We start from the raw sequence: 24,297 nt of genomic DNA, 5'->3' as shown, positions 1-24,297 counted from the left end.
GAGCGATTGATAGAAGCAATTACCTGTGTATACAAACCCGATGGAAGCGGTATACTTTTTTGAAGCATAACGGATATAGCTTGCTGCAGGAACACAAAAAAGATAAAGCGTACAGCGGGAGTGAAGTTACCTAAGAGTTACTGCTATTGCTTTTCAAAAAAAAATGCAGGTCTATAAGCCGGGTTCTGTTGCTCAATTGCTTGAGATTTCTATCATTAATCTACTGCAAACGTTGCCGTTTACCTCTAACGACCTACCCACTAACATCGGACGGGCAGCCCTACATGCGTTAGCCTATTTGGTCTTTCAACGCTCGGGGTTTACAAACCACTACAGTCACCTGCAATGCTCGTGCGCTCTTACCGCACGTTTTCACCCTTACCAAAACCGAAGTTAAGGCGGTATATTTTCTGTTGCACTAATCCATAATTTAGGTTTTCATTCCTAAATTCCTTTCCGTTAGAAAGCGAGATGCCCTGTGTTGCCCGGACTTTCCTCTCTCTCGGTTACCCGAAACAGCGATAGAACAACCTGCATTTTTGCACAAAGATGAATGTTTTTTGATAGAAATAGGCGAAAAGATTTGATTTTTTTACTAGTTGCAATTCTGAAGTTGCGTAGCCACTTTTTGGTAAGGAACAAAACCCTGTTTGTTCCCAAAAGCGTTGGTTACGTACACCATTACCTGCGCCACATCTATATCGGGCAATTCCGGGAAACCAGGCATTTTTTCTGTGTATAATTTTCCGTTGATCACCAAGCTGTCGTTTATACCATTTTTAATAATACATGCCAAACGCGACTTGTTGTTTTTAAGAAACGTAGTATCGGTTAACGGGGGCGCCAATTGACCAAGACCTTCGCCCTTTTCGCCATGGCAGTTTTGGCATTTTGCGATGTAGATATCTTTGCCATTGGACATGTAATTTTGAAAATCGATTGTTTCTTGATTTTGGCAGGAAGTAATGACGGCAATTACCGAAATAAAAAATGCACTAATAATTAGATACTTACGCATATTTTTGAACAAGGTGGTGATCTCTGACTAGTAAATGAAACTGAAAAATTGCAGAAATGTTTATGATTTATTTACCATTATCGAATTGAGCATGGTAAGTATTCTATTTTTTATATTCTGCTAATAAAACTGGGATATCTTTCTTTAATTGTTCTACCTGTTCTTCTTTAGTACCATCGTAGGCGCCCCGGATTCTCCTGTCTTTGTCAACTAAAACTAAATAGCCCTGGTGGATATAACCATCTTTGGCAGTACTGTCTTCGCCAACGGCAACTAGATAGCTTTTTTCGGCTAAAGTATATACACTGTCTTTACTGCCGTACAAAAATTGCCATTGCGGACCATCTACTCCTAATTTTTGAGCATATTTTTTTAATGCGGCAGGTTTATCATATTTAAAATCTATCGTGTGTGAAATGAACATCACATCTGGATCTGACTTATATGCATTGTAAACTGTCATTAAATTTCTGTGCATAGTAGGGCAAATTGTGGTACATGAAGTGAAAAAGAAATCTGCAATATAAATTTTTCCATCTGTTACCTTATTCGTGGTTACAACGCTATCTTGATTTAGAAAAGACCAGTTAGGTATGGTTTGATAAACCGTATCAATTTTTTCATTTCCTGCGGCATCTTTAACCGTTTCAGCATGCCGCTCACCATAAAAAGGAAGCCGCTTTTCTTGCTGACAAGCGGAAAGTATAACGGCAAATAATACACAGGTTGATATAATAATATGATTTTTTAACATGTTTTGTTGATTTAATGTGACGGTAACTATAACTCTTAATTGCGAAATCTTTTAATTAATGAGGTTTTTCTTTACACAAACCCACAATTTGATGAAAGATATCGTGCAGTACTTTAATTTTATCCATTAGTTGCTTATCCGTAGCCTTATTTTTAACAAGCAGATTTAATTCTAAACTTGTGGTATTTAGCTTTTTAACGGAATTTCTAATTTCAGGCTTATTATAAGCTGCCGGAATTTGAGATTTCTGCAAAGCATTTGCTTTTGCAACCAGCTCTCCACTTCTCTTCTTTATGGGTTCTAAGTTCCCTTCTTCACTCGGATGAAATGTGGCGGACATTATATCGTGGAAATCTGACAACTTGGGCCACTGACTGAAAACAGTTTGTGAAAATGAAATGTTGGCAGCGCTAAAAAAGAGCAATAAACCGATAAATAATCTTTTCATATTTATTTTTTAATATAACTGGTAGGCTTGACAATAAATTTTTGCTTGCAGCCATCAGAACAAAAGTAGTAAGTTGTTTTGTTGTAAACTACATTTTTCGAAGAATTCGGCTTGATCTTCATTTTACAAACAGGATCTATCGTTTCTTTCTTCGTTGAGTCAGTTATTGCGATGGAATTTTCTACAGCAACATGACTAGCAAATGAAGGTTTTGATAATACAAACATAAAGAGAACTGGAATGATAATATTAATCGTTTTCATATATAGTTAGTGTTTATGATGGCTTGTTGAGGTTGATTGTGGTAATGAAATGCTGTAAACTTTTATAAGTGAGTCTGAGACCCGGGTAGACTGGATATATTCATCTTCCACGCCCCGGATTTTGATCATCTGTGATTGATAGTAAGCAAGATTTTCCTCTTCGCTTTTTCCTTTAAAATCGTCTTTAAAAAAATGCATCCAATCCATCATGTTTTCATCAGCCTTGTTTAGTCGATTAATGATGTCCGCTATACTTGCCGTATCTGCGGATTTCTTAGCTATTTGCTTTTGGAGCAATGTATCCAAAATCATTTTATTTTTGATCACTTTTTCACCGTCTATCATAACCTTATCATGGAGGTTAAGCACTTCTTTTCGAACGGCATCAGCGTCTGGTTGGGTTTTGCAGCTTGTAAAACTCATTATCCCGGCGAACGCAAGGATTGCGTAAATAGTTATTTTTTTCATGTTAAATTATGATTTAAAAAGGAACAGACATATGGAGCATTAATCTGTTGCCAGCAAACGCCCGGCCACCGGCCAATTTTTGTGCACGAACATTTTGATAATTTGCCCCGATAGAAAGGCCCTTCATTGCAATTTCTATTCCACCTACAGCCGATAGTGAATAGCCCCCAGACACATCTACAGTATATTTTTTACCCTCGACATCTTGCCCAGCGGTTTCGTATAACAAGCCAGCATTGGGTGCTACGGTAACTGCGTGGGCAATTCTAAATTTATAGTAAGCGAGTACATTAGCGGTGAATTTATTGCCATACCTGTAAGCATACTTATTTTCAGTGTTTACTTTATAGTTGAAATTGGTGTTAAGCCCCAAGTCATTTAAACGAACGTCGTAGGCAATATTAAATGTAAAATCGGTGCTTGCAGTACCCAGTTGGAAATTATTCGGAGATTCTGATATGGCAAGGCGCTCTGTGGGTTCGTACTTCCCGGTGGGCACTTTAATGCCTGCGCCTACCCATAATGACTGAACAAGTAGCTTATCGCCGAGTCCGCCACGCTGATTAAAAACGTTGTAATACCCCATTACTGCTATATCGCCGAGGCCTTGTTTTGTTCCTATGTCATCTTGGGTGCTACGTCTGTTGAAATTGTAAGGTACAAAAGCCAGCACCCGAAATTTTTGTCCGATGTTCCAGCCGCCCCAAATTTCTGCACTTTGATAGGTTTCATTGGCGGTTATCGGTGTGATTCCACCATCTGGCCCTAAATGAGTTCGCAGGGTTTTGTATTGATATCGTAAGCCAAGAAAACGTTTATTATATTCTGGCAAAATGCCGATGTAATAACTTCCCACGCCACAACCGCATATATCGCAAGCAAAACCGCTTAATGTTGAAACAACAAGTGCAAAGGTAAATATGATTTTTATCTTCATCTTCTAAATTTATTGTTCTGCCAGGCTACTGTTATTAATAAATGTCTCATCATTTAGCGTAGCTAAAAAAGCGATCAAGTTTGTTTTTTCTTCAGCTGATATATCAATACCAAGTTTGCCATTTTGGTTCAAAATAGGATCTAAATTCTCCAGGTGCTGAACCTGACTACTATAATGAGCCAAAACTGCATCTAAGGTTAAAAATCGACCATCATGCATAAATGGTGCTGTATATTTTAAGTTTCTTAATGACGGAACCTTAAATTTATATCGATCTGAAGTCAATAGGGTAGCCGTATATAAGCCCTGATCTTTTACCGGGCTAAGCGATAAGCCATTGTTTCTGAAAGTTCCGTCTGTAAACAGCGGTTCTTTGTGGCACGATCCACATTTTTCCTTAAATATGTTATAGCCATTGAGTTCGGCCTGCGTGAATGAAGTATTTCCTTCTTTTCGCATCACTTTATCATACTTGGAATTGCTGCTTACACACATCACCATGAATTGCGATAGGGCTTTCATGAATCTACTGGTATTGATTTCGTCAGAACCAAAAGCAGATTTAAATAATGCATTGTATTTTGGTAACAGACGGAGTTTCTTAAATACGTTTTCTAAAGTTTCGTCCATTTCCTCGTGGGCGGTAATTGGAACGATAGGCTGAAGGTCCAAATCGTATACGCCACCACCCCACATAAAAGCTTTATTCCAGGCTAAATTCATAATCGGGGGAGAATTCCTTGTGCCCAATCGATCGTCTATACCATGACTAACATCATGGCCATGCTGCGTAAACGCCGACGATTGGATGTGACATGAACCACAACTTATCGTGTTGTTTCTTGACAGCCTTGCCTCGTAAAAGAGTGCTCGCCCCAATTCGAAGCCTGGTTTGGTAACCGGATTGGCTGCAAAATTGTAACTGGTTTCGGGAAAATTGGCCGGTTTTTGAAAGCCCAGGAAAGTATCAATTTCTTCCTGTATGATGTCACTTTTTTTGCAAGCAACAACAAATAGGGAAATGCAAATAATAATTATCCAATGTTTCTTACTCATGGTTATCAATTTTCAGTATGATCGTGCTTGAACATTTGGCTTAAGTTGTTTGCGATGTTTACGCTATAGTCGCTGAACATCACATTCGGGTGATCTGCAATTTTAAAACTGTTCGAACCATTAAAAACCTTCATCGCATCTACAAAAAGGTGTACATTACTCTGTCTGTCTTTGCGTACCTTAGCGATACCTGCACTGGTTAAGTCTATCGTGATGGTTTTAATGTTATTTATTGTGGGAGCAGAATAGCCTCCGAAACCACCAATATGATATTTGAATTGCTTTTTGCCTGTAGGATCTCCATTCACGTCATCAGAAATCACATTAGAATTTCCTTCGAATCTGAAAAATATATAGCCAGAATTCCAACCCCAATACATACCTCCATTATCATGATCGCCATTTGAGGCCGGATCCAAAACTCCTGTTCGCTTATCAATACCCATAGTGCTGCGTAAACTGTCTACACCTAATGTAAAGGTAAGTCGGGTATAGTCTCCTTCAGGCACATTTACTTTGGCGAAGCGAGTAGCTTTATCTGCAGATTTAATCAGGAAGTAGCTATCATCTTGTTTTACAGCATATGTTTTACCATCTGCAGTGGCAAGCTTAATATTACTTATATAATATTGTAGCATAGAAATGGTGAAAGCCTCACCTTTAGCATTTATGTAAGGGGTAGCGGAGTTGTTGAAGCTCAGCGTTCTGTCGCCAACAATGTTATCGAACTCAACTGAAAAAGGTGCAAGATTTTTTTCTTCGAATTCGGGCACCGGGCTATCTTCTTTTGAACAGGATGCAAGCAATAAAATAGTCCAAAATGTGAGTAACGTCAATTTTATACTTAATTTGTTCATGATTAATTTAATTAGGGTTGCTAAATTTTTTATTGTTGATAAAAGTATGATCAGTTAAAGCCGAAAGAAATGATTTTATGGCCAGCTTTTCTGTTGATGAAATTGGAATTCCTGGATTTCCTGCATTTTGCTTTAGGCTTTGATCCAGCGTAGCTGATGCCTGGATTCCAGAATTGTAGTGATCTAGCACATCATCAATGGTGTTGAAACGGCCATCGTGCATGTAGGGTGCCGTCACCATCACGTTACGTAAAGAAGGTGTTTTAAATTTTCCCAAATCGTTAGGATTGAATGTAACCCTAAATCTACCTTGGAAAATACCTTCATGGTCGTCAGAGAAACTAGCATCAAGGCCATTATTATGATACTGGTTATCGGTAAACAACGCTCCAGAATGGCAGGAAGCACATTTCTCTTTCACTAATTTCATTCCAGCCAATTCTAGGTCGTTTAAAATTACGCCATCTTCATTCCTGATGTATTTGTCATATTTGGCATTGTCAGAAATTAACGTTCGCTGAAATTGGGCGAGTGATTTAACAATATTTGCCGATTTTATTTCTTCGCCAAATACAACTTTGAACCTTTTTACATAATCTGGTATTTGTTTCAACTCTGCCTCTAGCTCAGTCAGATTTTGATTCATCTCATCGGGATTTGTAAGAGGCCCAAAAGCCTGCGATTCTAAATTGGTTGACCCACCATCCCAAAACAAGCCCGTTTTAGACCATGCCAAGTTAAATAACGATGGGGTATGCCGGTCTAGTTTCCTTGCAGAAACTCCAATATTTGTTAAGGCAACTGCATCTGTAAAGGCAATATTTTGTCTGTGGCACGATGCACAAGAAACTCTGTTGTTTCCTGAAAGCTTCGTGTCATAGAATAAACGTCTACCTAATTCAATTCCTTCGGCAGACAGTGGATTATCAAAATCATCATCAACAGCAGGGAAATTAGAAGCTACAGGTAACTTCACATTGGTAAGCCTTGGTGTAATTTCTTCCATTGAATTATCCTTTTTGCATGCATAAAATATGCACGCAAAAAGGATACAGGCCGATAATCGCACCAATGCATTATTGCCTATGTACGTCATTAGTTGACCGATTTTACACTAAAAACATTTGTTGCATAGTTATTTGCTACAGTTGCCATTGCGGTAGCTTGGGCAGCACCAACAGATGGGGTGGCAATTATATCTACTCCGTTAAAGGCCTTAGCTAAATCAACATTTAATACAATGCTACTAGATTTTGACGAACCAATCTTAATGGTTTGAGGAAAACTTAATGATACTGTTTTGTAATTCGAATTTAAGCCTGTCTCTACTTTCAGGGTTTTACTAGTTGCACCATCTTTAACTGTTCCGGTTGCAGAAGTAAAAATGTAACTCGTTAACCACATCCATGAAACATTAGTCATTCCATTTAACTGTGATAGTTCCCCAGACTGAAGACTTAGGTTGTCGTTGTATTTCTGATCTACACCAACGCCAAATTTTATGGCTTTGTAGTCACCTGCAGGGATTTCTTTCAAAGAAACATCTTCTCTTTTTGTTGCCGGATAAATCGTTGTAGAAACTTCATTATTTACGCCAACCAGGTTTATAGCGCCAGTTTCTTCAATAAGATAGTAAGATCCAGCAACTTTTACATCCTCGCCTGCAGCATTTACAAGTATGACATTACTTACCCAGTATCTGAACTTATTAAAATTAAAAGTCTTTGTGCCTAGCGTAAAGTCTTTATTAAGAGCGAAATCCGTACCGTTAAAGGTGGCGTCGAAAGTTAAAGTTGTTTTTCCCTGACTATCCGTGGTTGCGATTAAATCGCCCTCTTTTGAGCATGATGAGAATAAACCTATTGCCAGCGTTAGACTTGTTAAAAATTTTTTCATTTTATATAATGTATTTTCCAAGATGTTGCCAGTGCATTTGTATGCCTAGCAAGACTAATTGTTAGTAATGTTAAATCGTGATTTTAGCGCTACAATTAAATAAATGTGTAGCATTTGAAACATGGCATGCTGAACCTATACATAATTAAATATGTCATAAGTCTAAAACGCCAGATAAATAGAAGTTACGAAACTAACTTAGGAGGCTGGAAAATAGAAAAATGCAAAGTCGGAAGGTCTTGCTGAATGAAGCCACTTTCCGATTTTAGTTCGAATGATGGGATGTAACCATTAATGGCAATAGATGTAAAGCTGGGATCGGATTCTACCACTCGCTTTAAATTATCTTGTATTTGTTTGTTTTTACCTTCAAGATCCTTCAGCTTTTTAGCAAGAAAGCACGTGCCATCACAATGTAACTCTGGGTGAGCCTTGTTAATACAGAAAACGCTGGTAATGTATTCCTTATTCATTTCATAACCAGAATATATGGCAAGCTGTATTGCACCCTGAGAAATGGTGAATACGATCAGCAGATATACGATTATGTTTTTGAACATGGTATTTGCTGCAAAACTAAACAAAGAAATTGAGAGCAGCAAAGAAAAGGTGGTAATGCCAATAATCTTTAGTTTTGTTACAACTGGATTTAAAAAAATCTAATAACTAGGAATAGGCATCTCTTTAAAACAAAAAATCCAGGTACAAAAATGCACCTGGATTTCTATTTATATCAGAGATAACTTTTATGCCTGTAAATCGGCCATAACAGCATCAATTTTTTGACCTAACTGTTGGTTAACCTTCTCAAAATCTCCACTTTCGTTTAATGGAGCATTTACGCTGCAGTAGAATTTAATTTTAGGTTCGGTACCACTCGGGCGGGCTGAAACAATACTTCCATCTTCAGTTATAAACTGCAGAACGTCAGAAGTTGGATAGTCCAGTTTGGTTACTGTTCCGGTAGATAGATCAGTTTCTTGACTTAATTCATAATCTTTCAACACCGAAACTTTAGAACCGCCCAATGTTGCCGGTGGATTTTCGCGGAATTTTACCATCATGGCCTTAATTTCTTCAGCACCAGTCTTGCCTTTTTTGGTAAGTGATACCAGATCCTCTTTGTAAAGACCATATTCCACATACATATCCAACAAAGCCTGGTATAAACTGGCTCCTTTATCTTTATAGTATGCTGTCATTTCAGAAATGAAAGCAGCAGATACTACCGCATCTTTGTCACGAACTAAATCCCCAATTAAATAGCCATAACTTTCTTCTCCACCACCAATAAAGTACTTTTTACCCTCTAACTCAGTCATTAACTGCCCAATGTATTTAAAACCGGTAAGGGTATTATAATAAGTTACATCTTTCTTTTTAGCAATTTCCTCAATAAGGTTTGAGGTAACAATAGTTTTCACAATAAATTGATTACCGTCGAGCTTACCACTTTCTTCCCAAGCAGAAAGTAAATAATTAATCAGCAGACTTCCGGTTTGATTTCCGTTTAACAGTACCCATTCTCCATCGTTATCCTTCACAGCAATACCTACACGGTCAGCATCTGGATCTGTAGCCAAAACTAGATCTGCATCAATCTCCTTTGCCTTTTTCATTGCCAGCGTTAATGCATCTTTCTCTTCAGGATTTGGATAAACAACAGTTGGAAAGTTGCCATCAGGCTTACTTTGCTCTTCAACAACCGTTACATTTGTAAAACCAAATTGCTCCAACGCTTTTGGTACAAGGGTTATTCCTGTACCGTGAATGGGAGAGTAAACAATTTTCAAATCGTGCTGTCTTTTTATTGCTTCTGGTGAAATGGAAAGTGCTGTAATCCCATCAAGGTATAACTTGTCGATGGCTTCACCAATCAATTCAATGTTCTCCTCTACGCGATCAAATCTAACCTCATCAATACTTTTAATTTTATTTACCTCGTCAATCACCAATTTATCATCAGGAGAGGTAAACTGACCGCCATCTGCACCATAGGCTTTATAACCATTGTATTCTTTCGGATTATGAGATGCCGTAAGCATCACACCGCTTTTACAACCGAAATGACGCACGGCGAATGATAATTCTGGAGTTGGCCTTAATGCCTCAAAGAAATAGACATGAATGCCGTTAGCTGAAAAAACATCAGCAGTAATTTTAGCGAAATAATCGGAGTTGTTACGGCTATCATGTGCGATGGCAACGCTTATTTGTTCGCCAGAATATTTGTTATTTAAGTAATTGGCTAATCCTTGGGTTGCTGTACCAATTGTATATTTATTTATTCGGTTTGAGCCAGCGCCCATTATTCCACGTAAGCCACCAGTACCAAATTCTAAGCTTTTATAAAAAGCATCGGTTAATTCGGTTGTTGCGTTATTATCTACTAAATTTTGGATTTCTGATTTTGTCTTATCATCGTAGTTTCCTTGTAACCACTGATTTATTGTGGCCTGGATGGTTTGATCAATTGCTTGCATTTAACTTTAATTTTAATTTATTATCTGGTAGTGAACAAAATTGGGGTTGTTGAAGTTTGGTTAGAATCAAAAATCAGTATTATTCCAAATTTTATTTTGTTGAGGGTGTTGCTTTTAAGCTGGTTTTGTTTATTTTCACGCCCCGATACAATAATAAAGAAAATTACATATTCCAGTATTAAAAATGAAAATATTAAAATTTGGGGGTACTTCTGTAGGTAGTCCCGAGCGCATGACAAAATTGTTGGATATCATTAATCCAAACGAAGAACAAATTGTGGTTTTATCAGCTGTTTCTGGTACTACAAATAGTTTAGTGGAAATTGCAAATCATTTTTTAGCCGGCGATAAGAAGAAGGGCAGCGAATGTGTAGAAAATCTGTATCAAAAATATAAGGACTTTGTTATAGAATTATTACCATCAGCAAACTACCAGGAAGAAGGCAATGAGGTAATTGATTATCATTTCGGATTTCTAGCAAGCTTAGCAAATGATTTATTCACCCCAATTGAAGAAAAGGTAGTTTTAGCACAGGGGGAATTGTTATCTACTACGTTGTATCATATTTACTTAAAATCTATTAATGTACCATCAGTATTGCTACCTGCCTTAGATTTTATGAAAACTGATGAAGATAACGAGCCTGATATTCCCTTTACCACAGCACATTTAATGCCTATATTGGCAGCTCACGAAGGCAATAAGTTATTCATCACCCAGGGGTATATTTGCCGAAACAGTTTTGGTGAGGTTGATAACTTACGCCGTGGAGGTAGTGATTATACCGCATCGCTTTTAGGGGCAGCCATCTTAGCGGAAGAAGTGCAGATATGGACAGATATTGACGGTATGCATAATAATGATCCTCGAATAGTTAAAGGTACCAAACCTATAGCACAACTGTCATTCGACGAGGCCGCTGAGCTAGCTTATTTTGGCGCAAAGATTTTGCACCCGCAATCGGTTTTTCCGGCACAGAAATATAAAATACCTGTTCGCTTGCTTAACACGATGGAGCCCACTGCCGCCGGAACGCTGATTACCCATAACAGCGAGAAAGGCAAAATAAAGTCCATCGCTGCGAAAGATGGAATTACAGCAATTAGAATTCAGTCTAGCCGAATGTTATTGGCTTATGGCTTCTTACGTCGCGTGTTCGAAGTTTTTGAGCGCTATAAAACGCCAATTGATATGATTACGACATCTGAGGTTGCCGTTTCGTTAACCATAGATGAAGTTGGGAACTTACCTAAAATCATAGCTGAACTGGAAAGTTTCGGAACAGTAGAAGTTGATACAAATCACAGTATTGTGTGCGTTGTAGGCGATTTCGGCTCAGAGAAACATGGGTTTGCAAGCCGTGTTTTAGAGGGATTGAAGCACATTCCAATTCGGATGATCTCTTACGGAGGAAGCAACTACAATGTATCTTTACTTATTTTAAGTGAGTACAAGACAGAGGCGTTAAGAAGTCTTCATAACAGGTTATTCGAATAGAAGATAGCAGCCACCTATTATTACCATTACGGCTACTAGGCAATGAAGTGCAAAGAAGCTTGATGGCAGTAAGTTGTTTTTATATTTCCGATAGGAATTAAATAGTCCCAAGGAGATAATGATGACAATAAATATAGCGGCTACAATTTTCATTTTTTAATGAATAGAAGAAATAATACAATTAGCAGTAGAACGATGAAAAATCGGATTTTTCCATTGTATTGCTTTTGGGTGATTCTTCCATGCTTCAAATCGAGGTAGTTACCCAAATAAATAAGCCCAAAGAATAGAATTAAAATTATAATAAGGAATTTGAACATGTTCGCCGATAAAGATATAGCAAAGTTTAACAATATAGAAACGCCTTTTTACTATTACGATACCGATTTGCTGCAGAAAACCCTCGAAGCGTGTGCTTCAGCGGCCAAACCCTATGGATTTCATATACATTATGCCCTCAAAGCAAATTTCAATCCGGTCATTCTAGATCAGATCAAAACCATTGGCTTTGGTGCAGACTGCGTTAGTGCAGGAGAGGTGAGAAGAGCTGTAGAAGTTGGGTTTGAAAATAAAAAGATTGTATTTGCGGGGGTCGGCAAATCTGACAAAGAAATAAATGAAGCCTTGGATCTAGACATCTTTTGCTTCAACGTAGAATCGATACAAGAACTAGAAGTATTAAATGAACTGGCAACGGCCAAAAGAAAAACTGCGCAAATTGCTATTCGTATCAATCCTAACGTAGATGCGCATACCCATCACAACATTACTACAGGTTTAGACGAGAATAAGTTCGGAATTAATTCCTGGGACTTACCAGCGTGTGCGGAAGTATTGAAAGCCTCAACAAACTTAGCATTTCTGGGTATTCATTTCCACATTGGTTCTCAAATCACCAATCTTGATGTATACAAGAATCTCTGTGTTAGGGTAAATGAGTTCTGCAATTGGTTTGAAGATAAAGGGTTTACAGTGGCCGTTTTAAATGTAGGCGGTGGGTTAGGAATTGATTATCATCATCCCGATCATCAAATCCCAGACTTTAAAGCTTACTTCAAAATATTTAATGATTTTTTGGAAATTAAGGCCAATCAGGAAGTTCATTTTGAGTTAGGTAGGGCACTTGTGGGTCAGTCTGCAGCATTAATAACCAGGGCTTTATACATCAAAAATGGTAAAAAGAAAAACTTTGTTGTTTTGGATGCAGGTATGACGGAATTGATGCGCCCAGCATTGTACCAGGCATACCATAAGATAGAAAACCTAACAAGGGGACACGGCAACGACCTAAGGTATGATATTGTTGGGCCAATTTGTGAAAGCACAGATTGCTTTGGAAAAGAAGTTGAACAGCCTGAATCTTTTAGGGGCGACGTGTTTGCCATTCGCAGTGCAGGTGCTTATGGAGAAGTGATGGCCTCCAAATACAATCTGCGAGATGAAATCAGGTCAGTTTACAGTAGCGAGATTTGATATGATATGTGCTTGTGACATGAATTCTTTCGCCACAAGCACATTTTCACATTTATTATTTTCGCTTTGCGGATACAAATACAACAACGCCAGCAATCAGTATAACCCCACCAACATAAGGCGGCCAGTTAACCGACTTTTCTTTGTCTGCCGATATCTGGATTGGCCCGGCGTCTACTAACTTTTCCTTTTTTGTATAGGTAAAACCGGTCCAAACCAGCATGGCTATACCAACAATTATTAATATCAATCCTACAGTTTTATTCATAATTTTCTCGTTTATTTCATCAAAACATAGCGCAGAATGATTTTGTTTGATTAAAACGAATAGCCGAGGGTAATTTTTCCAGAGTTGTTGCCTAAATTACTGCCACTACTTAGAATGCCGTAGACATCTTTAATCTTAACGAAAAATGAAAAATCGGAGGCAAGGCCGGTAAGTTTTTCTTCACCATAGTTGATGTTCCGTTGCAGGCCTAGCGTACTACCTAAAAATAAACGGAAACCATATTGTCTATCTTTGTTCTTGCTTCCAGACCATATCACTTCTGTTGAACCGCCTGAAGTAAACATTGTGGTTTGATCAGCCACTAAAGAGAGGGGATCTCTTTTAGCCTTTAAATTTTTCCTGAACGAGCTATAGTTTCCAGTTTCATAAACAAAGGCATTCTCCCAATTCAAGATCCTAAACTCCGTATTTCCGGATGTTTGCGCAACTCCAATTGATGTTCTTAGCCCACCACCAAAGAAACCCTTTCCATAGTAATCGTCATTAATTTTACGGCTCGCATTATCGTATCCACGAGTTGTTCCACCAAAATAAGTAAAAGCCCCGTAAGCAAAATTTAAATTCTTAAAAGTATGTGCCCGGTTGTAATTTAAGTAACCCATTGCAGCATCACCAGTCTCATAAGGCAAGCTATTGTTGGCAAAACTTGCACTAACATAGTTTTTTGCTTTTACACTGTCACTCGCCATTGGTTTAGGCATGTAAGTCATGTGATTTGAAGTTGCCGCTGGTGTGTAAAAAGCGGGCAAGCTGGTTGCTAAACTTCCACATGATAAATTTAAGACTGTCAATACCAGCATTGAGAAGGTATTTTTTAATGTTGAGAGGCGCATCATCATCTAAAGGGGTTAAAATAATTACTCGTCAAAGAAATCTACTAGTCCAGCAAGATAATATTCTTCGATACCCGCTGTAAACTCCTCATAATCTTCGTCGGGAATATTTGTTTGTTTATACTCAAGTGATGTACCTTTTTTATCTTCATGAAGCTTGATCGTAACGATAGACTGCTCTTTAGTATCTCCGAAATACCATTGCTGCACAATTTTCTTATTAGGCTCAAATGAAATGTTCTTTCCGACTATATCACCATCCCAGAAAGAAAACTCGGTATCTGGAAGTTCTTCAAATTCTACTTCGGCGCCTGTCCAAAGTTTAATACTAAGTGCTTTAGTGAGGGCCAGGTATACTTCCTCTGGACTAGCAGATATATAAGTGTATTTCTTAAAATCTTTCATCAATATAATAGTATCTAAAGTATTTATTTAAAGGCATTTAAGCCGGTAACATCCATCCCGGTTATAAGTAAGTGGATGTCGTGTGTACCCTCGTAAGTAACCACTGATTCTAAATTCATCATGTGGCGCATAATCGAATAATCTCCAGTTATTCCCATTCCGCCTAACATCTGTCGGGCATTCCTGGCAATATCAAGGGCAATTTCCACACTATTCCTTTTAGCCATAGATATTTGTTCTGCTGTTGCTCTACCTTCAGATTTTAACACACCCAGGCGCCAAACCAGTAACTGTCCTTTGGTAATTTCCGTAATCATTTCAGCCAGCTTTTTTTGCTGTAACTGAAAACCGCCTATTGGTTTGCCAAACTGAATTCTTTCTTTAGCGTATCTTAAAGCAGTATCGTAACAATCCATGGCGGCACCTAGTGCACCCCATGCTATGCCATAACGTGCCTGGTTTAAGCAACCCAATGGTCCTTTTAAGCCGCTTATTTCGGGGAAAACATTTTCCTTGGGTATTTCAACATTATCAAAAACTAATTCACCAGTTGCCGACGCCCTCAAACTCCATTTATTATGTGTTTCTGGTGTAGAAAATCCTTTCATCCCACGTTCCACAACCATACCACGAATTTTACCGGCTTCGTCTTTGGCCCACACCACCGCAATATCTGCAAATGGCGCATTGCTAATCCACATTTTAGCACCATTTAAAATGTAATGCGAACCAGCATCCTTGATATTGGTTACCATGCCGCCAGGATTAGAACCATGATCGGGTTCTGTTAGGCCGAAGCAACCCATCCATTCGCCAGCGGCGAGTTTTGGTAAATATTTCTTACGCTGTTCTTCGCTCCCGTAGGCGTATATAGGATACATCACTAATGAACCTTGTACCGATGCGGTTGAACGTATTCCCGAATCTCCACGCTCAATCTCTTGCATCAAAATGCCATAGGCGGTATAATCTAATCCGGCGCCACCATATTCAACGGGAATCGTTGGGCCAAATGCACCAAGCTCTGCTAAACCTTTAATTAATTGATCTGGAAACGCTGCCCTTTGTGCATAATCTTCTATAATAGGGCTTACCTCTTTTTTAACCCACTCTCTGGCGGTAGCTCTTATCAACTTATGCTCATCTGTAAGCAATTCATCCAATAAATAATAGTCTGGGGCCTCGTAAAGGTCTTTCTTAAGTGATTTGCTCATACCATTTATATATTCTGGTGAAGAAATTGATTAATTTCAAAGGTAACAATTTACCACAATGGCCATTGTATTCATCAATAAAAATTTAATTTTGCTAATCAAAGTTGCTAAATGAAGAATTTGAAACAGATCGTCGCGTTGAATGATGTAAAGTGCTTTGCCCTACACGGATTTTATCCAGAGGAGCAAATTATTGGCAATAATTTTATTGTAGATTTATCAACTGAATGCACGCCATTAGGTTTTGATGACGAAATTTCGCAAACAGTGAATTATGAAGATCTGAATCATGTTATTTTAACAGAGATGAATAAAACGCAAAAACTATTAGAAACTGTTTTGCACAACATCATAGCCCGGGTAATAGAGTTATACCCATTTTTAGATGCAATTAATGTAAGTATTAAAAAATTGAATCCACCTATGCCTGGGCAGGTCGGCTGTTCTAATGTTACATTATCTTATCATAAATAAACCGCAATGAACTTTACTAAAATAACGTCAGAAATATTAACAGAAATTAAGAACGCAATAGGCGCAGAGAAAGTTTTCACGGATATTGAAAGCCTCGATTATTATAGCCACGACGAAACCGAAGACTTACGATATCAACCTGAAATTGTTGTTAAGCCGACAAGTCCGCAAGACATTTCCGCATTACTGAAAATCTGTAATAGTCGCCACATACCTGTTACACCAAGAGGTGGCGGAACAGGACTAAGTGGAGCTGCGCTCCCAATCTATGGCGGCATTTGTTTGTCGATGGAAAAGTTCAAAGCGATTATAGAAATAGATACGGAGAACCTACAGGCTACAGTAGAACCCGGAGTGATTACTGAGGAATTCATTAATACTGTTGCAGACAAAGGTTTGCTTTACCCGGTAGATCCCAGCAGTAAGGGGAGTTGTTTTATTGGAGGAAATGTTGCACATGGTTCTGGCGGCCCCAGAGTAGTAAAATATGGCACCATTCGAGAATACATTTTAAATTTAGAGGTTGTTTTACCTAACGGAGAAATTATCTGGACTGGAGCTAACACTTTGAAGTACGCCTCGGGATACAATCTTACGCAAATGATGATTGGTTCTGAAGGAACCCTGGCAGTTGTGACCAAAATTGTGACGAAGCTTTTGCCAAACCCTTCTCAATCTGTTTTGATGATGGGCTCATTTTCTACAAACGAGGATGCTTGTGCAGCTGTATCTGCTATTTTTAGAGCAGGAGTATCGCCGTCTGCTTTAGAGTTCATGGAACGTAAAGGGGTAGAGTGGGTTATAAAGTTCGATGATGTGAAGTTTGACTTAAAGGATGATGTAGCGGCTTTATTAATGATTGAATTTGATGGCGATGATTTAGATGATATCTTCAAAAATTGTGAAAAAACCAACATTGTACTTGAGGAACATCATTGTACAGAGGTATTATTTGCTGATACGGCATCTCAAAAGGAAGAGTTGTGGCGGATGCGTAGAACTATGGCTGAATCTGTAAAAGCCAATTCCGTGTATAAGGAAGAGGATACGGTGGTACCTCGGGCAGCGCTTCCGAAATTAATAAATGGCATCAAAGAAATTGGGGCAAAATATGGTTTCGAGAGCGTTTGTTATGGCCATGCGGGTGACGGAAATCTTCATGTAAACATTATTAAAGCAGGAATGAGTGATGAAGATTGGCAGAATAAATTAAAATTTGGCATCGAAGAAATTTTTGAACTTACCACGGCCCTCGGTGGAACCCTATCGGGTGAGCACGGTATTGGCTTGGTACAGAAAGATTTTATGCCGATAAAGTATTCTGAAATACATCTTAACTTGATGCGTGGGATCAAAGCGGTTTTTGATCCAAAGGGAATCTTAAATCCTGGTAAGATTACGCCAGACATAAACTAGCAAAGATCATAGCTGCGCATAATTAAATATGCGCAGCTGAAATTATGCGCTCAATTGCTCAAACCCGATCATTTTTTGCTTTTCGGCTTCCGGAACCCCTGTGGGTTTTTTTGTTGCATAGTCAATGGCTATGCAAACGGTTTTTCCTTTGCTACAGATTACTTCTTCCGTTCCTTTAACCTTCACTATTTGGTAATCTAAGTCGAAACTCGAACTCCCAATTCTTGACGTTCGTATATGGATGGCAATCCGGTCATTCATCAAGATCGGTAAAATATAATCCATTTCCGCGTGTGCAATCACAATCCCAGTCTTCTTCCAATCCCACCTGATAATCTCCTCCCAGTAGTTCGTTCTGGCTATTTCTAGATAGGTAAAGTAAACTGAATTATTTACATGGCCCATCAAATCAAAATCTACAAACCGGGTATGTATATTCGTTTTGTAGTTAAAATTGCTCGAAAAAGTTAAATCATCTGTCAATTTGTCTTTATTTTTAGAAATATTTTGCCATAATGTCTTCAAAATCATCATAATTTGGTTTGGTATATAAGTTGAATATCGATTAGTATCAATTGAAAAAATAAAAATTAGCGATATGACACTAGTAAATTTTAACAACAGAACCCGCAACACAGCTCCTTACTTTAACAATGTTTTTGATTCATTGTTTAGCGATGCCATTACAAAAAATAAAATGGTTGCCCATTCACCTAACGTGAACTTATACGAAACGGAAAAGGCATACATAATTGAACTTGCTGCCCCCGGGTTAAACAAGGAAGATTTCCAAATTAACCTTAAGAAAAATACACTTTCTGTTTGGGCAGAAGTTAAAAAGGATGATCAACAACAAACCAAAGATTTTAGTAGAAAGGAATTCGACTATAGTTCGTTTGCCAAATCATTTACTTTACCAGAAACTGCCGATGGCGAAAACATCGAAGCGGCTTATAAGAATGGTATTCTAAACGTTATTGTTGGCAAAAAAGATGAAGCCAAAATACAACACAAAGAAATTGTGGTTTCATAATTTTAAAATATCATCAAGAGAGGGTTTTCATAATAGTTTAAGTTTAGGTTTTTTTAAGGTTAGTAACGGATGTTGCTAACCTTATTTGTTAATGCTATCCCTTACTTTATCAGCATAATCGGTGTTTAACCATAACAAATGGACCATTTGCAATTGAACTACTGATGCAATTTTGTACTTTTGCGGCATGGTACGAGAAATTCTAGATACAAAACGTAAAGCATTAAAAATAAATCTTGATCCACGTATTTACGGCACCTTCGCCGAAATAGGAGCAGGGCAGGAGGTTTCAAGAAATTTTTTTAACGCTGGAGCGGCATCTGGAACAGTTGCGAAAACGATGTCTGCATACGATATGACTTTTAGCGATGCCATCTATGGTGCTGAAACGAATGGTAGATATGTGTCGCAGAACAGATTGTTGCGGATGCTCGATCATGAATTTGGATTGTTAACTGAGCGACTATCTGGCGAGAAGTATGAAAGCCGTACTTTTTTTGCATTCGCTGATACAGTGACCACACTTAACTACAAACGAACAAACGAGCCCCACGGTTGGGTGGGCATTCGTTTCCAGGATAAACCTGGTGGCTTACCAAATGAGATTTTTTTCCACGTAAGGTTGCTCGATACAGATGTAAATATGCAACAACGCGTTTTGGGCATTATTGGTGTAAATCTTGTTTATGCCGCGTTTCATCATAATAATGATCCCAAATTGATGGTAGAATCGTTAGCTGACAACCTTACTATTGGCTCAGTAGAAATCGATTTGATTTCAGTAAAGGGCCCCGCCTTTCCTGGTGTAGACAATATTCTGCTTAACCTGTATATGATCATGAAGGATTTCTCTGCAGCAGCAATTTTCGATACCGATGCTCATCCAAGGCAGGCAAAGGATTTGTTGTATAAGAAAGACATCATGATCTTGAGAACCAAGTATGGTCAGAAATCATTACCAAACTTCAATTTATTTAACAAGGCTACAGATCAGTTTGTGCGTACCAACAATGTGCAAGATGGAAATTTAGCCATGATGATTGAAGTTTTGTTAACGAATGTTTTAACTGATGATAAAGATACGCCAGATGATATCGACTTGGAACTTGTAGCTAAGCGTGCTCAGGAAATGTGTGATACCGGCAATATTGTAATTGTTTCTAACTTCACCAGACACAATCGGTTAGCGAAATATTTAGCAAGATGTAAGCCTAAAAGCGTTGGGTTAGCAACAAATATTAATAACTTGAAATTTGTATTTAACTCTACTAATTTTAAAGGAGAGAACTACTCGGGCCAATTGTTAAGTTATGTAAATGATATGTTTAATACTAATGTGAGGCTATTTGCATATCCTTTTTTAGACAAAAAGACGAGCCAGGTCATCACAACTTCAAATATGCCTGTTACGGCCGAAGCTAAACCTTTGTTCGATTTTCTGTTAATTAACAAATACATTACTGATGTGGAAGATTATGCTGAAGATGAAGTAAAAACAGCTTAGCATATTTACGTTGCAATAAGCTTCGTTCCTGATTCATCTACCAACAACGAATGGGCAGTGCCGCATCTTAACGCGAAATTGTTTCTTTGGTGGCCAACTGGAAAGTCGAATGCAACAGGGTATTGATAATCTTGAACTTTTTCGTTCACAATTTCATAAATATCCTTTCCGAATTCCTCGCCAACATCATCAGGCTTAACTTTGAATCCGCCAACAATTAAGCCCTTTAGGTTTGATAGCTTACCGCTACGTTTTAGATTCCAAAGCATTCGATCGATACTGTAAAGATATTCACCTGTATCTTCTATGAACAAAATTTTATGTGCCGTATCTAAGTCAGACACACTACCAGCTAAAGTTTCGATAATACTTAGATTGCCACCAACTAAAATCCCTGAAGATTTTCCCGTTCTATTATTGATGTTTGGGGGTGCGTTATAACCCAAAGCTGTTCCAGTTAAAGCATTCTTGATTGACAATATGGTTTCCATTTGTGTTTGATCAGCGTTTTCCCAATCATCAGGAAAGCTATTGCACATTTTAGAATGGATAGACGCCACATGATGGTTCGCAGATAAATGACAGTGCAATACCGTTATATCGCTAAAACCAATAATCCATTTCGGCCTTCTGGCAAAGTTTTCAAAATTTAAACGGTCAATAATCCTAACAAAACCATAACCACCCCGTGCACACATGATCGCCGTGATATTTGGGTCATCTAACATCGATTGAAAGTCTTTTAACCGCTCATCGTCGGTTCCACCGTAAGTAAAATCCTTTTTACCAATGGTTTCTCCAATTTTAACTTTGAAACCCCAACGCTCCATTTCTATTACTGAAGATTGAATCTGGGCTAGCGTAATATAACCCGCCGGGCTTGTAATACCAATCGTGTCTCCAGGTTGTAAATACGGTGGTATTTTGAAAGTGAGGTTTTCAGTTGCGGTGATATTGGCAAAAGTTTTAAAACAAGGCAGTAAGGTAGTGGCTGCTGCAAATGAAGAAAGGAAAAGTTTTCTGTTCATCAGTAAAATTGGTAAACTTAAAACGCTAATATAAGGTTTAATCAGCCTGTTAAAAATAAAAGGGATTTATATCCATAAATCCCTTTTTTAAACCAAACAAATTAATCTGTAATAGATTAGTATAATGTGAATTGTATTAAAAACCTAAAACTGAGTAAAATGTTTTCTCGAGATTAAAATAACATCAATAACAGTTTTCCTATCTGGAAGATGAATTTGCTAAAAGCTTAATTATTTTAAAGATATTTGCAATTCCAAAACGAGAAGACGTGTCATTAGATAAATTAAAACTTAGTAAACCACTTGTAGCTGCGATGACTGAAGCAGGATTTTTAACTCCCAAAGAGATTCAAATCAGGACGATGTCGCGGATTTTAGGTGGTCAGGATGTGATTGCCATAGGGCCAGAAGGATCAGGAAAAACAACAACGTATGTTTTGGCAACGTTAATGAAGTTAAAATATGCCTTTGAAGAGGCGCCGCGGGCTTTGATACTCGTTCCTGATGCAGAACATGTAGATCATGTAATCGCCCAGTTTACTTTATTAAATAGGAACAATACATTCAGAATTTTGGGGATCGATAGTCGTGGAGCGGTAGAATCACAGATGAACGAAATAACAGATGGTTGCGATATTATAGTTGCCGTTCCAGATCGTGCCCGTGCGCTCTATCTAAAATTAGCTCTAAATACGAACAAAATTCAGTTATTTATCGTTGATAATGCCGAGTTAATAGTAAAGAAAGGTTTGCAATTACCTGTTGTTGAGCTTGCTAACAGCGCATACAAGTCTCAGCATGTAGTATTTACGGAAGTGATACACGAGAAACTCAATCACATGTTAGCGCCATTTATGAAAGACGCCACCGCAACAATAACAGTTGATGAGATAGGCGAAAAACAGGCTGAAGTTTATCCTCAGATGTTATATTTGGTTCCCAATTTTAGAACAAAGCTCAACTTACTTACTCTACTTCTTGATGATGTCGATTTTTTCGATAAAGTCATCATATTTGTAAATACACGTTTAACAGCGCAAACTGTTTTCAAAAATTTTAACCACCAAAAAGAGAACGAAATCGCTATCTATAAACCTTTATTTTTTGATGATCAAGGTTATGATGATATTGAAGATTTCAAAGCTAACGCTGAATCGAGAATACTTATAGTGGCTAATGAGAACCTTGGAGATTTGGATATTCAAGGTATACCATTTATCATTCATTTCGAATTGCCAGAACAGAAAGAAATGTTTATCCAACGAATTGTTAAAAATGATGAGAGCAGTGAGGTTGTAGCAATTACTTTTTCAACAGATATTGAGTTAGGAGAAGTGAAGAAAATAGAGCAAGCCATCGGCCACAGAATGGATGTAATTGATTTGCCAGATGATTTAAAAGTAGTTGATGTTGCCCCCAAGTCTAAAAAGAAAAAGAAAGACGATGATGAATTGGCTGGAGACAGGGGAGCTGCTTTCCATGAAAAAAAAGCCAGTAACTTAAAAAACTATAATTACAGCGCAGGCACTAAAGCAAAAATGACTTATAAAAATAAAAAAGGCCTTTCCTAATTGCCAATATTTTTTTATCAAAAAAAAGGCTCCCGATGAAAATCGGGAGCCTTTTTTGTAATCGTACTGTCGACTAATAAAGTGTAAACTCTACACGACGGTTTTCTTGACGACCAGCTGCTGTTTTATTTGTAGCAATTGGTTGATCAGGTCCGTAACCTGTAGCTTCAATTCTCGATGCATTTGCACCTTGAGAAACTAAATAAGCTTTTACAGACTCAGCTCTTTCTTTAGATAAACGTAAGTTCAATTCTCTTGATCCTGTAATATCTGTGTGACCAGCTAATTTTAAGCTGAAGTTCTTTTCTGTTAATAAACTTGCTACGCGGTTTAGAGATGAGTAAGATTTAGAACGAATTGTAGCTTTTCCTAAATCAAATTCTAAGTTAGCAATTGCATCTTTTACAACTTTACGGTCAGCTTCAGTAATAACAGTAGTTTCTTTAATAATTTGAGGTTTTGGTGCTGCTAAAGGACAACCTGAACCATCAACTACTGTTCCAGCTGCAGTACCGGCACATTTATCAAATTTGTTTGCTACGCCATCAGCATCATCATCAGCCATGTCTTTTGCGTATTGATCTCTATCACGTTGTGCATTTTGCTCTGCTGTAGATAATGCTCTTCTTAACTCTGCACTTTCTTCTGCACTTTGTTTACGAAGATCTGCAATTGCGCTATAGTTTTGCAGTTGCGATTTTTCTTTATCTCCAAGAGCAAGTTCAAGACCTACGTGTGAGTAAGAAAATCTGTTCTCTAGATAAGCATTCTTAACCGTTGGAGATGATTTGATAAAATTGATATCATAACCTAAATCGATGTTGATACCTTTTGCAACACCAAATTTAAATCCAACTCCTGTTGGGATATACCATCCTTCTCTATCCTGGAAAACTTGCGTAGCTCCAACTTCAGAATCTGAAGACATGTAACCAGCACCAGCTTTAACATATGGAATTAGAACTGCATTTTCAGTATTCAAGCTGAAGTTTGCGATGTTTAATACGGCTGTTAATGACCCAGACCAATTGATACTGTTTTTTTGTACAACGTTTGCAGGTGTAACAAAGGTTTTCATTTCACCACGTAGAAAGTCGGCTTGCAAACCTAAAGCAGGTAAAATTTGCTTTTTAAGAAAAGCACCGTAACCGAAGCTTTTGAATTCGTCTGCTCTAACGCTTGTTCCGCCTAAGAAAGTGTTTTGACTTAAGATACCTCCGTGTGCACCAACGCTCCATGTCCTTAAAGATTGTTTACCAAATCTCCCAGATGGGGTAGGTGTTTCTTGTGCAAATAATTGTGATGATAAGCTTAGTAAAGCAACCAACATTGTTGATTTTGTAATTCTCGTATTCATTTTTATTTTTTATTAATAATCA

At 38.0% G+C, this 24,297-nt stretch carries 26 protein-coding genes and 1 other RNA gene; 7 read left to right on the top strand and 20 right to left on the bottom strand.

Features of this window, described 5'->3' with window-relative positions; all coding sequences use genetic code 11:
• Positions 1 to 158: 158 nt before the first annotated feature.
• The 13 genes from rnpB to OQ268_RS07410 all read right to left on the bottom strand — a co-directional run bounded on the left by rnpB (position 159) and on the right by OQ268_RS07410 (position 10,180).
• Positions 159 to 538: RNase P RNA component class A (rnpB, locus tag OQ268_RS07470), an RNA gene on the bottom strand.
• 57 nt (positions 539 to 595) lie between these two features.
• Complete coding sequence (locus tag OQ268_RS07465; protein WP_265855492.1) at positions 596 to 1,018, bottom strand: c-type cytochrome; 423 nt, start codon at positions 1,016 to 1,018, stop codon at positions 596 to 598.
• A gap of 103 nt (positions 1,019 to 1,121) precedes the next feature.
• Positions 1,122 to 1,772 carry an SCO family protein gene (locus tag OQ268_RS07460; RefSeq protein ID WP_265855491.1) on the bottom strand — a complete coding sequence of 217 codons (651 nt, stop codon included), beginning with the start codon at positions 1,770 to 1,772 and terminating at the stop codon, positions 1,122 to 1,124.
• 55 nt (positions 1,773 to 1,827) lie between these two features.
• Complete coding sequence (locus tag OQ268_RS07455) at positions 1,828 to 2,220, bottom strand: hypothetical protein (protein ID WP_265855490.1); 393 nt, start codon at positions 2,218 to 2,220, stop codon at positions 1,828 to 1,830.
• Between the two features lie 2 nt (positions 2,221 to 2,222).
• A complete protein-coding gene (locus OQ268_RS07450; RefSeq protein ID WP_265855489.1) occupies positions 2,223 to 2,483 on the bottom strand; it encodes a YHS domain-containing protein in 261 nt (86 codons plus the stop codon).
• A gap of 6 nt (positions 2,484 to 2,489) precedes the next feature.
• Positions 2,490 to 2,951 carry a hypothetical protein gene (locus OQ268_RS07445; protein ID WP_265855488.1) on the bottom strand — a complete coding sequence of 154 codons (462 nt, stop codon included), beginning with the start codon at positions 2,949 to 2,951 and terminating at the stop codon, positions 2,490 to 2,492.
• Positions 2,952 to 2,964: 13 nt separating this feature from the next.
• On the bottom strand, positions 2,965 to 3,888 hold the full coding sequence (locus OQ268_RS07440; protein WP_265855487.1) for a transporter: 924 nt from the start codon (positions 3,886 to 3,888) through the stop codon (positions 2,965 to 2,967).
• A 9-nt stretch (positions 3,889 to 3,897) separates the two neighbouring features.
• Positions 3,898 to 4,944, bottom strand: coding sequence for a cytochrome-c peroxidase (locus OQ268_RS07435; protein ID WP_265855486.1), 1,047 nt, complete (start codon positions 4,942 to 4,944; stop codon positions 3,898 to 3,900).
• Between the two features lie 5 nt (positions 4,945 to 4,949).
• Positions 4,950 to 5,801 (bottom strand): MbnP family protein, encoded by an 852-nt coding sequence (locus tag OQ268_RS07430; RefSeq protein ID WP_265855485.1) that lies wholly within the window; start codon positions 5,799 to 5,801, stop codon positions 4,950 to 4,952.
• A 7-nt stretch (positions 5,802 to 5,808) separates the two neighbouring features.
• A complete protein-coding gene (locus tag OQ268_RS07425; RefSeq protein WP_265855484.1) occupies positions 5,809 to 6,807 on the bottom strand; it encodes a cytochrome-c peroxidase in 999 nt (332 codons plus the stop codon).
• Between the two features lie 89 nt (positions 6,808 to 6,896).
• On the bottom strand, positions 6,897 to 7,697 hold the full coding sequence (locus OQ268_RS07420; protein ID WP_265855483.1) for an MbnP family protein: 801 nt from the start codon (positions 7,695 to 7,697) through the stop codon (positions 6,897 to 6,899).
• A gap of 185 nt (positions 7,698 to 7,882) precedes the next feature.
• Entirely contained in the window at positions 7,883 to 8,257 is a 375-nt protein-coding gene (locus tag OQ268_RS07415) for a hypothetical protein (RefSeq protein WP_265855482.1), read from the bottom strand.
• Positions 8,258 to 8,443: 186 nt separating this feature from the next.
• Complete coding sequence (locus OQ268_RS07410) at positions 8,444 to 10,180, bottom strand: phospho-sugar mutase (RefSeq protein WP_265855481.1); 1,737 nt, start codon at positions 10,178 to 10,180, stop codon at positions 8,444 to 8,446.
• A gap of 184 nt (positions 10,181 to 10,364) precedes the next feature.
• Between OQ268_RS07410 and OQ268_RS07405 the strand changes: the two genes are divergently transcribed.
• Positions 10,365 to 11,678 (top strand): aspartate kinase, encoded by a 1,314-nt coding sequence (locus tag OQ268_RS07405; RefSeq protein ID WP_265855480.1) that lies wholly within the window; start codon positions 10,365 to 10,367, stop codon positions 11,676 to 11,678.
• Positions 11,679 to 11,996: 318 nt separating this feature from the next.
• Positions 11,997 to 13,151 (top strand): diaminopimelate decarboxylase, encoded by a 1,155-nt coding sequence (gene lysA, locus OQ268_RS07400; RefSeq protein WP_265855479.1) that lies wholly within the window; start codon positions 11,997 to 11,999, stop codon positions 13,149 to 13,151.
• Between the two features lie 55 nt (positions 13,152 to 13,206).
• Here the strand turns inward: lysA and OQ268_RS07395 are convergent, their stop codons facing one another.
• From OQ268_RS07395 to OQ268_RS07380, 4 genes are read right to left on the bottom strand one after another with little or no spacing between them, the layout of a single operon-like run.
• Entirely contained in the window at positions 13,207 to 13,419 is a 213-nt protein-coding gene (locus OQ268_RS07395; protein WP_265855478.1) for a hypothetical protein, read from the bottom strand.
• 50 nt (positions 13,420 to 13,469) lie between these two features.
• Complete coding sequence (locus tag OQ268_RS07390) at positions 13,470 to 14,279, bottom strand: hypothetical protein (RefSeq protein WP_265855477.1); 810 nt, start codon at positions 14,277 to 14,279, stop codon at positions 13,470 to 13,472.
• An 18-nt stretch (positions 14,280 to 14,297) separates the two neighbouring features.
• Positions 14,298 to 14,678 carry an SRPBCC domain-containing protein gene (locus OQ268_RS07385; protein ID WP_265855711.1) on the bottom strand — a complete coding sequence of 127 codons (381 nt, stop codon included), beginning with the start codon at positions 14,676 to 14,678 and terminating at the stop codon, positions 14,298 to 14,300.
• Positions 14,679 to 14,701: 23 nt separating this feature from the next.
• A complete protein-coding gene (locus tag OQ268_RS07380; protein ID WP_265855476.1) occupies positions 14,702 to 15,892 on the bottom strand; it encodes an acyl-CoA dehydrogenase family protein in 1,191 nt (396 codons plus the stop codon).
• 111 nt (positions 15,893 to 16,003) lie between these two features.
• Here OQ268_RS07380 and OQ268_RS07375 point away from each other — a divergent pair, with 111 nt between their 5' ends.
• Complete coding sequence (locus OQ268_RS07375) at positions 16,004 to 16,366, top strand: dihydroneopterin aldolase (RefSeq protein ID WP_265855475.1); 363 nt, start codon at positions 16,004 to 16,006, stop codon at positions 16,364 to 16,366.
• Between the two features lie 6 nt (positions 16,367 to 16,372).
• On the top strand, positions 16,373 to 17,782 hold the full coding sequence (locus OQ268_RS07370; protein WP_265855474.1) for an FAD-binding oxidoreductase: 1,410 nt from the start codon (positions 16,373 to 16,375) through the stop codon (positions 17,780 to 17,782).
• A gap of 42 nt (positions 17,783 to 17,824) precedes the next feature.
• On the opposite strand, the gene OQ268_RS07365 is transcribed toward OQ268_RS07370, so the two are convergent.
• Entirely contained in the window at positions 17,825 to 18,316 is a 492-nt protein-coding gene (locus OQ268_RS07365) for an acyl-CoA thioesterase (RefSeq protein WP_322973956.1), read from the bottom strand.
• 64 nt (positions 18,317 to 18,380) lie between these two features.
• Here OQ268_RS07365 and OQ268_RS07360 point away from each other — a divergent pair, with 64 nt between their 5' ends.
• Both OQ268_RS07360 and OQ268_RS07355 read left to right on the top strand, forming a co-directional pair.
• Positions 18,381 to 18,815 carry an Hsp20/alpha crystallin family protein gene (locus tag OQ268_RS07360; protein WP_265855472.1) on the top strand — a complete coding sequence of 145 codons (435 nt, stop codon included), beginning with the start codon at positions 18,381 to 18,383 and terminating at the stop codon, positions 18,813 to 18,815.
• A gap of 187 nt (positions 18,816 to 19,002) precedes the next feature.
• Positions 19,003 to 20,319: a nicotinamide mononucleotide adenylyltransferase gene (locus OQ268_RS07355; protein WP_265855471.1), complete on the top strand. Its 1,317-nt coding sequence runs from the start codon at positions 19,003 to 19,005 to the stop codon at positions 20,317 to 20,319.
• Between the two features lie 5 nt (positions 20,320 to 20,324).
• Here the strand turns inward: OQ268_RS07355 and OQ268_RS07350 are convergent, their stop codons facing one another.
• A complete protein-coding gene (locus OQ268_RS07350; protein ID WP_265855470.1) occupies positions 20,325 to 21,347 on the bottom strand; it encodes a S66 peptidase family protein in 1,023 nt (340 codons plus the stop codon).
• 269 nt (positions 21,348 to 21,616) lie between these two features.
• Between OQ268_RS07350 and OQ268_RS07345 the strand changes: the two genes are divergently transcribed.
• On the top strand, positions 21,617 to 22,918 hold the full coding sequence (locus tag OQ268_RS07345; RefSeq protein ID WP_265855469.1) for a DEAD/DEAH box helicase: 1,302 nt from the start codon (positions 21,617 to 21,619) through the stop codon (positions 22,916 to 22,918).
• Positions 22,919 to 22,991: 73 nt separating this feature from the next.
• Here OQ268_RS07345 and OQ268_RS07340 read toward each other — a convergent pair whose 3' ends face one another.
• On the bottom strand, positions 22,992 to 24,275 hold the full coding sequence (locus OQ268_RS07340) for an OmpA family protein (RefSeq protein WP_265855468.1): 1,284 nt from the start codon (positions 24,273 to 24,275) through the stop codon (positions 22,992 to 22,994).
• Positions 24,276 to 24,297 lie beyond the last annotated feature (22 nt).

This window comes from Pedobacter sandarakinus, from assembly GCF_026240095.1.
Classification (GTDB): domain Bacteria; phylum Bacteroidota; class Bacteroidia; order Sphingobacteriales; family Sphingobacteriaceae; genus Pedobacter; species Pedobacter sandarakinus.
This window is presented reverse-complemented; position numbering and strand designations above follow the sequence as displayed.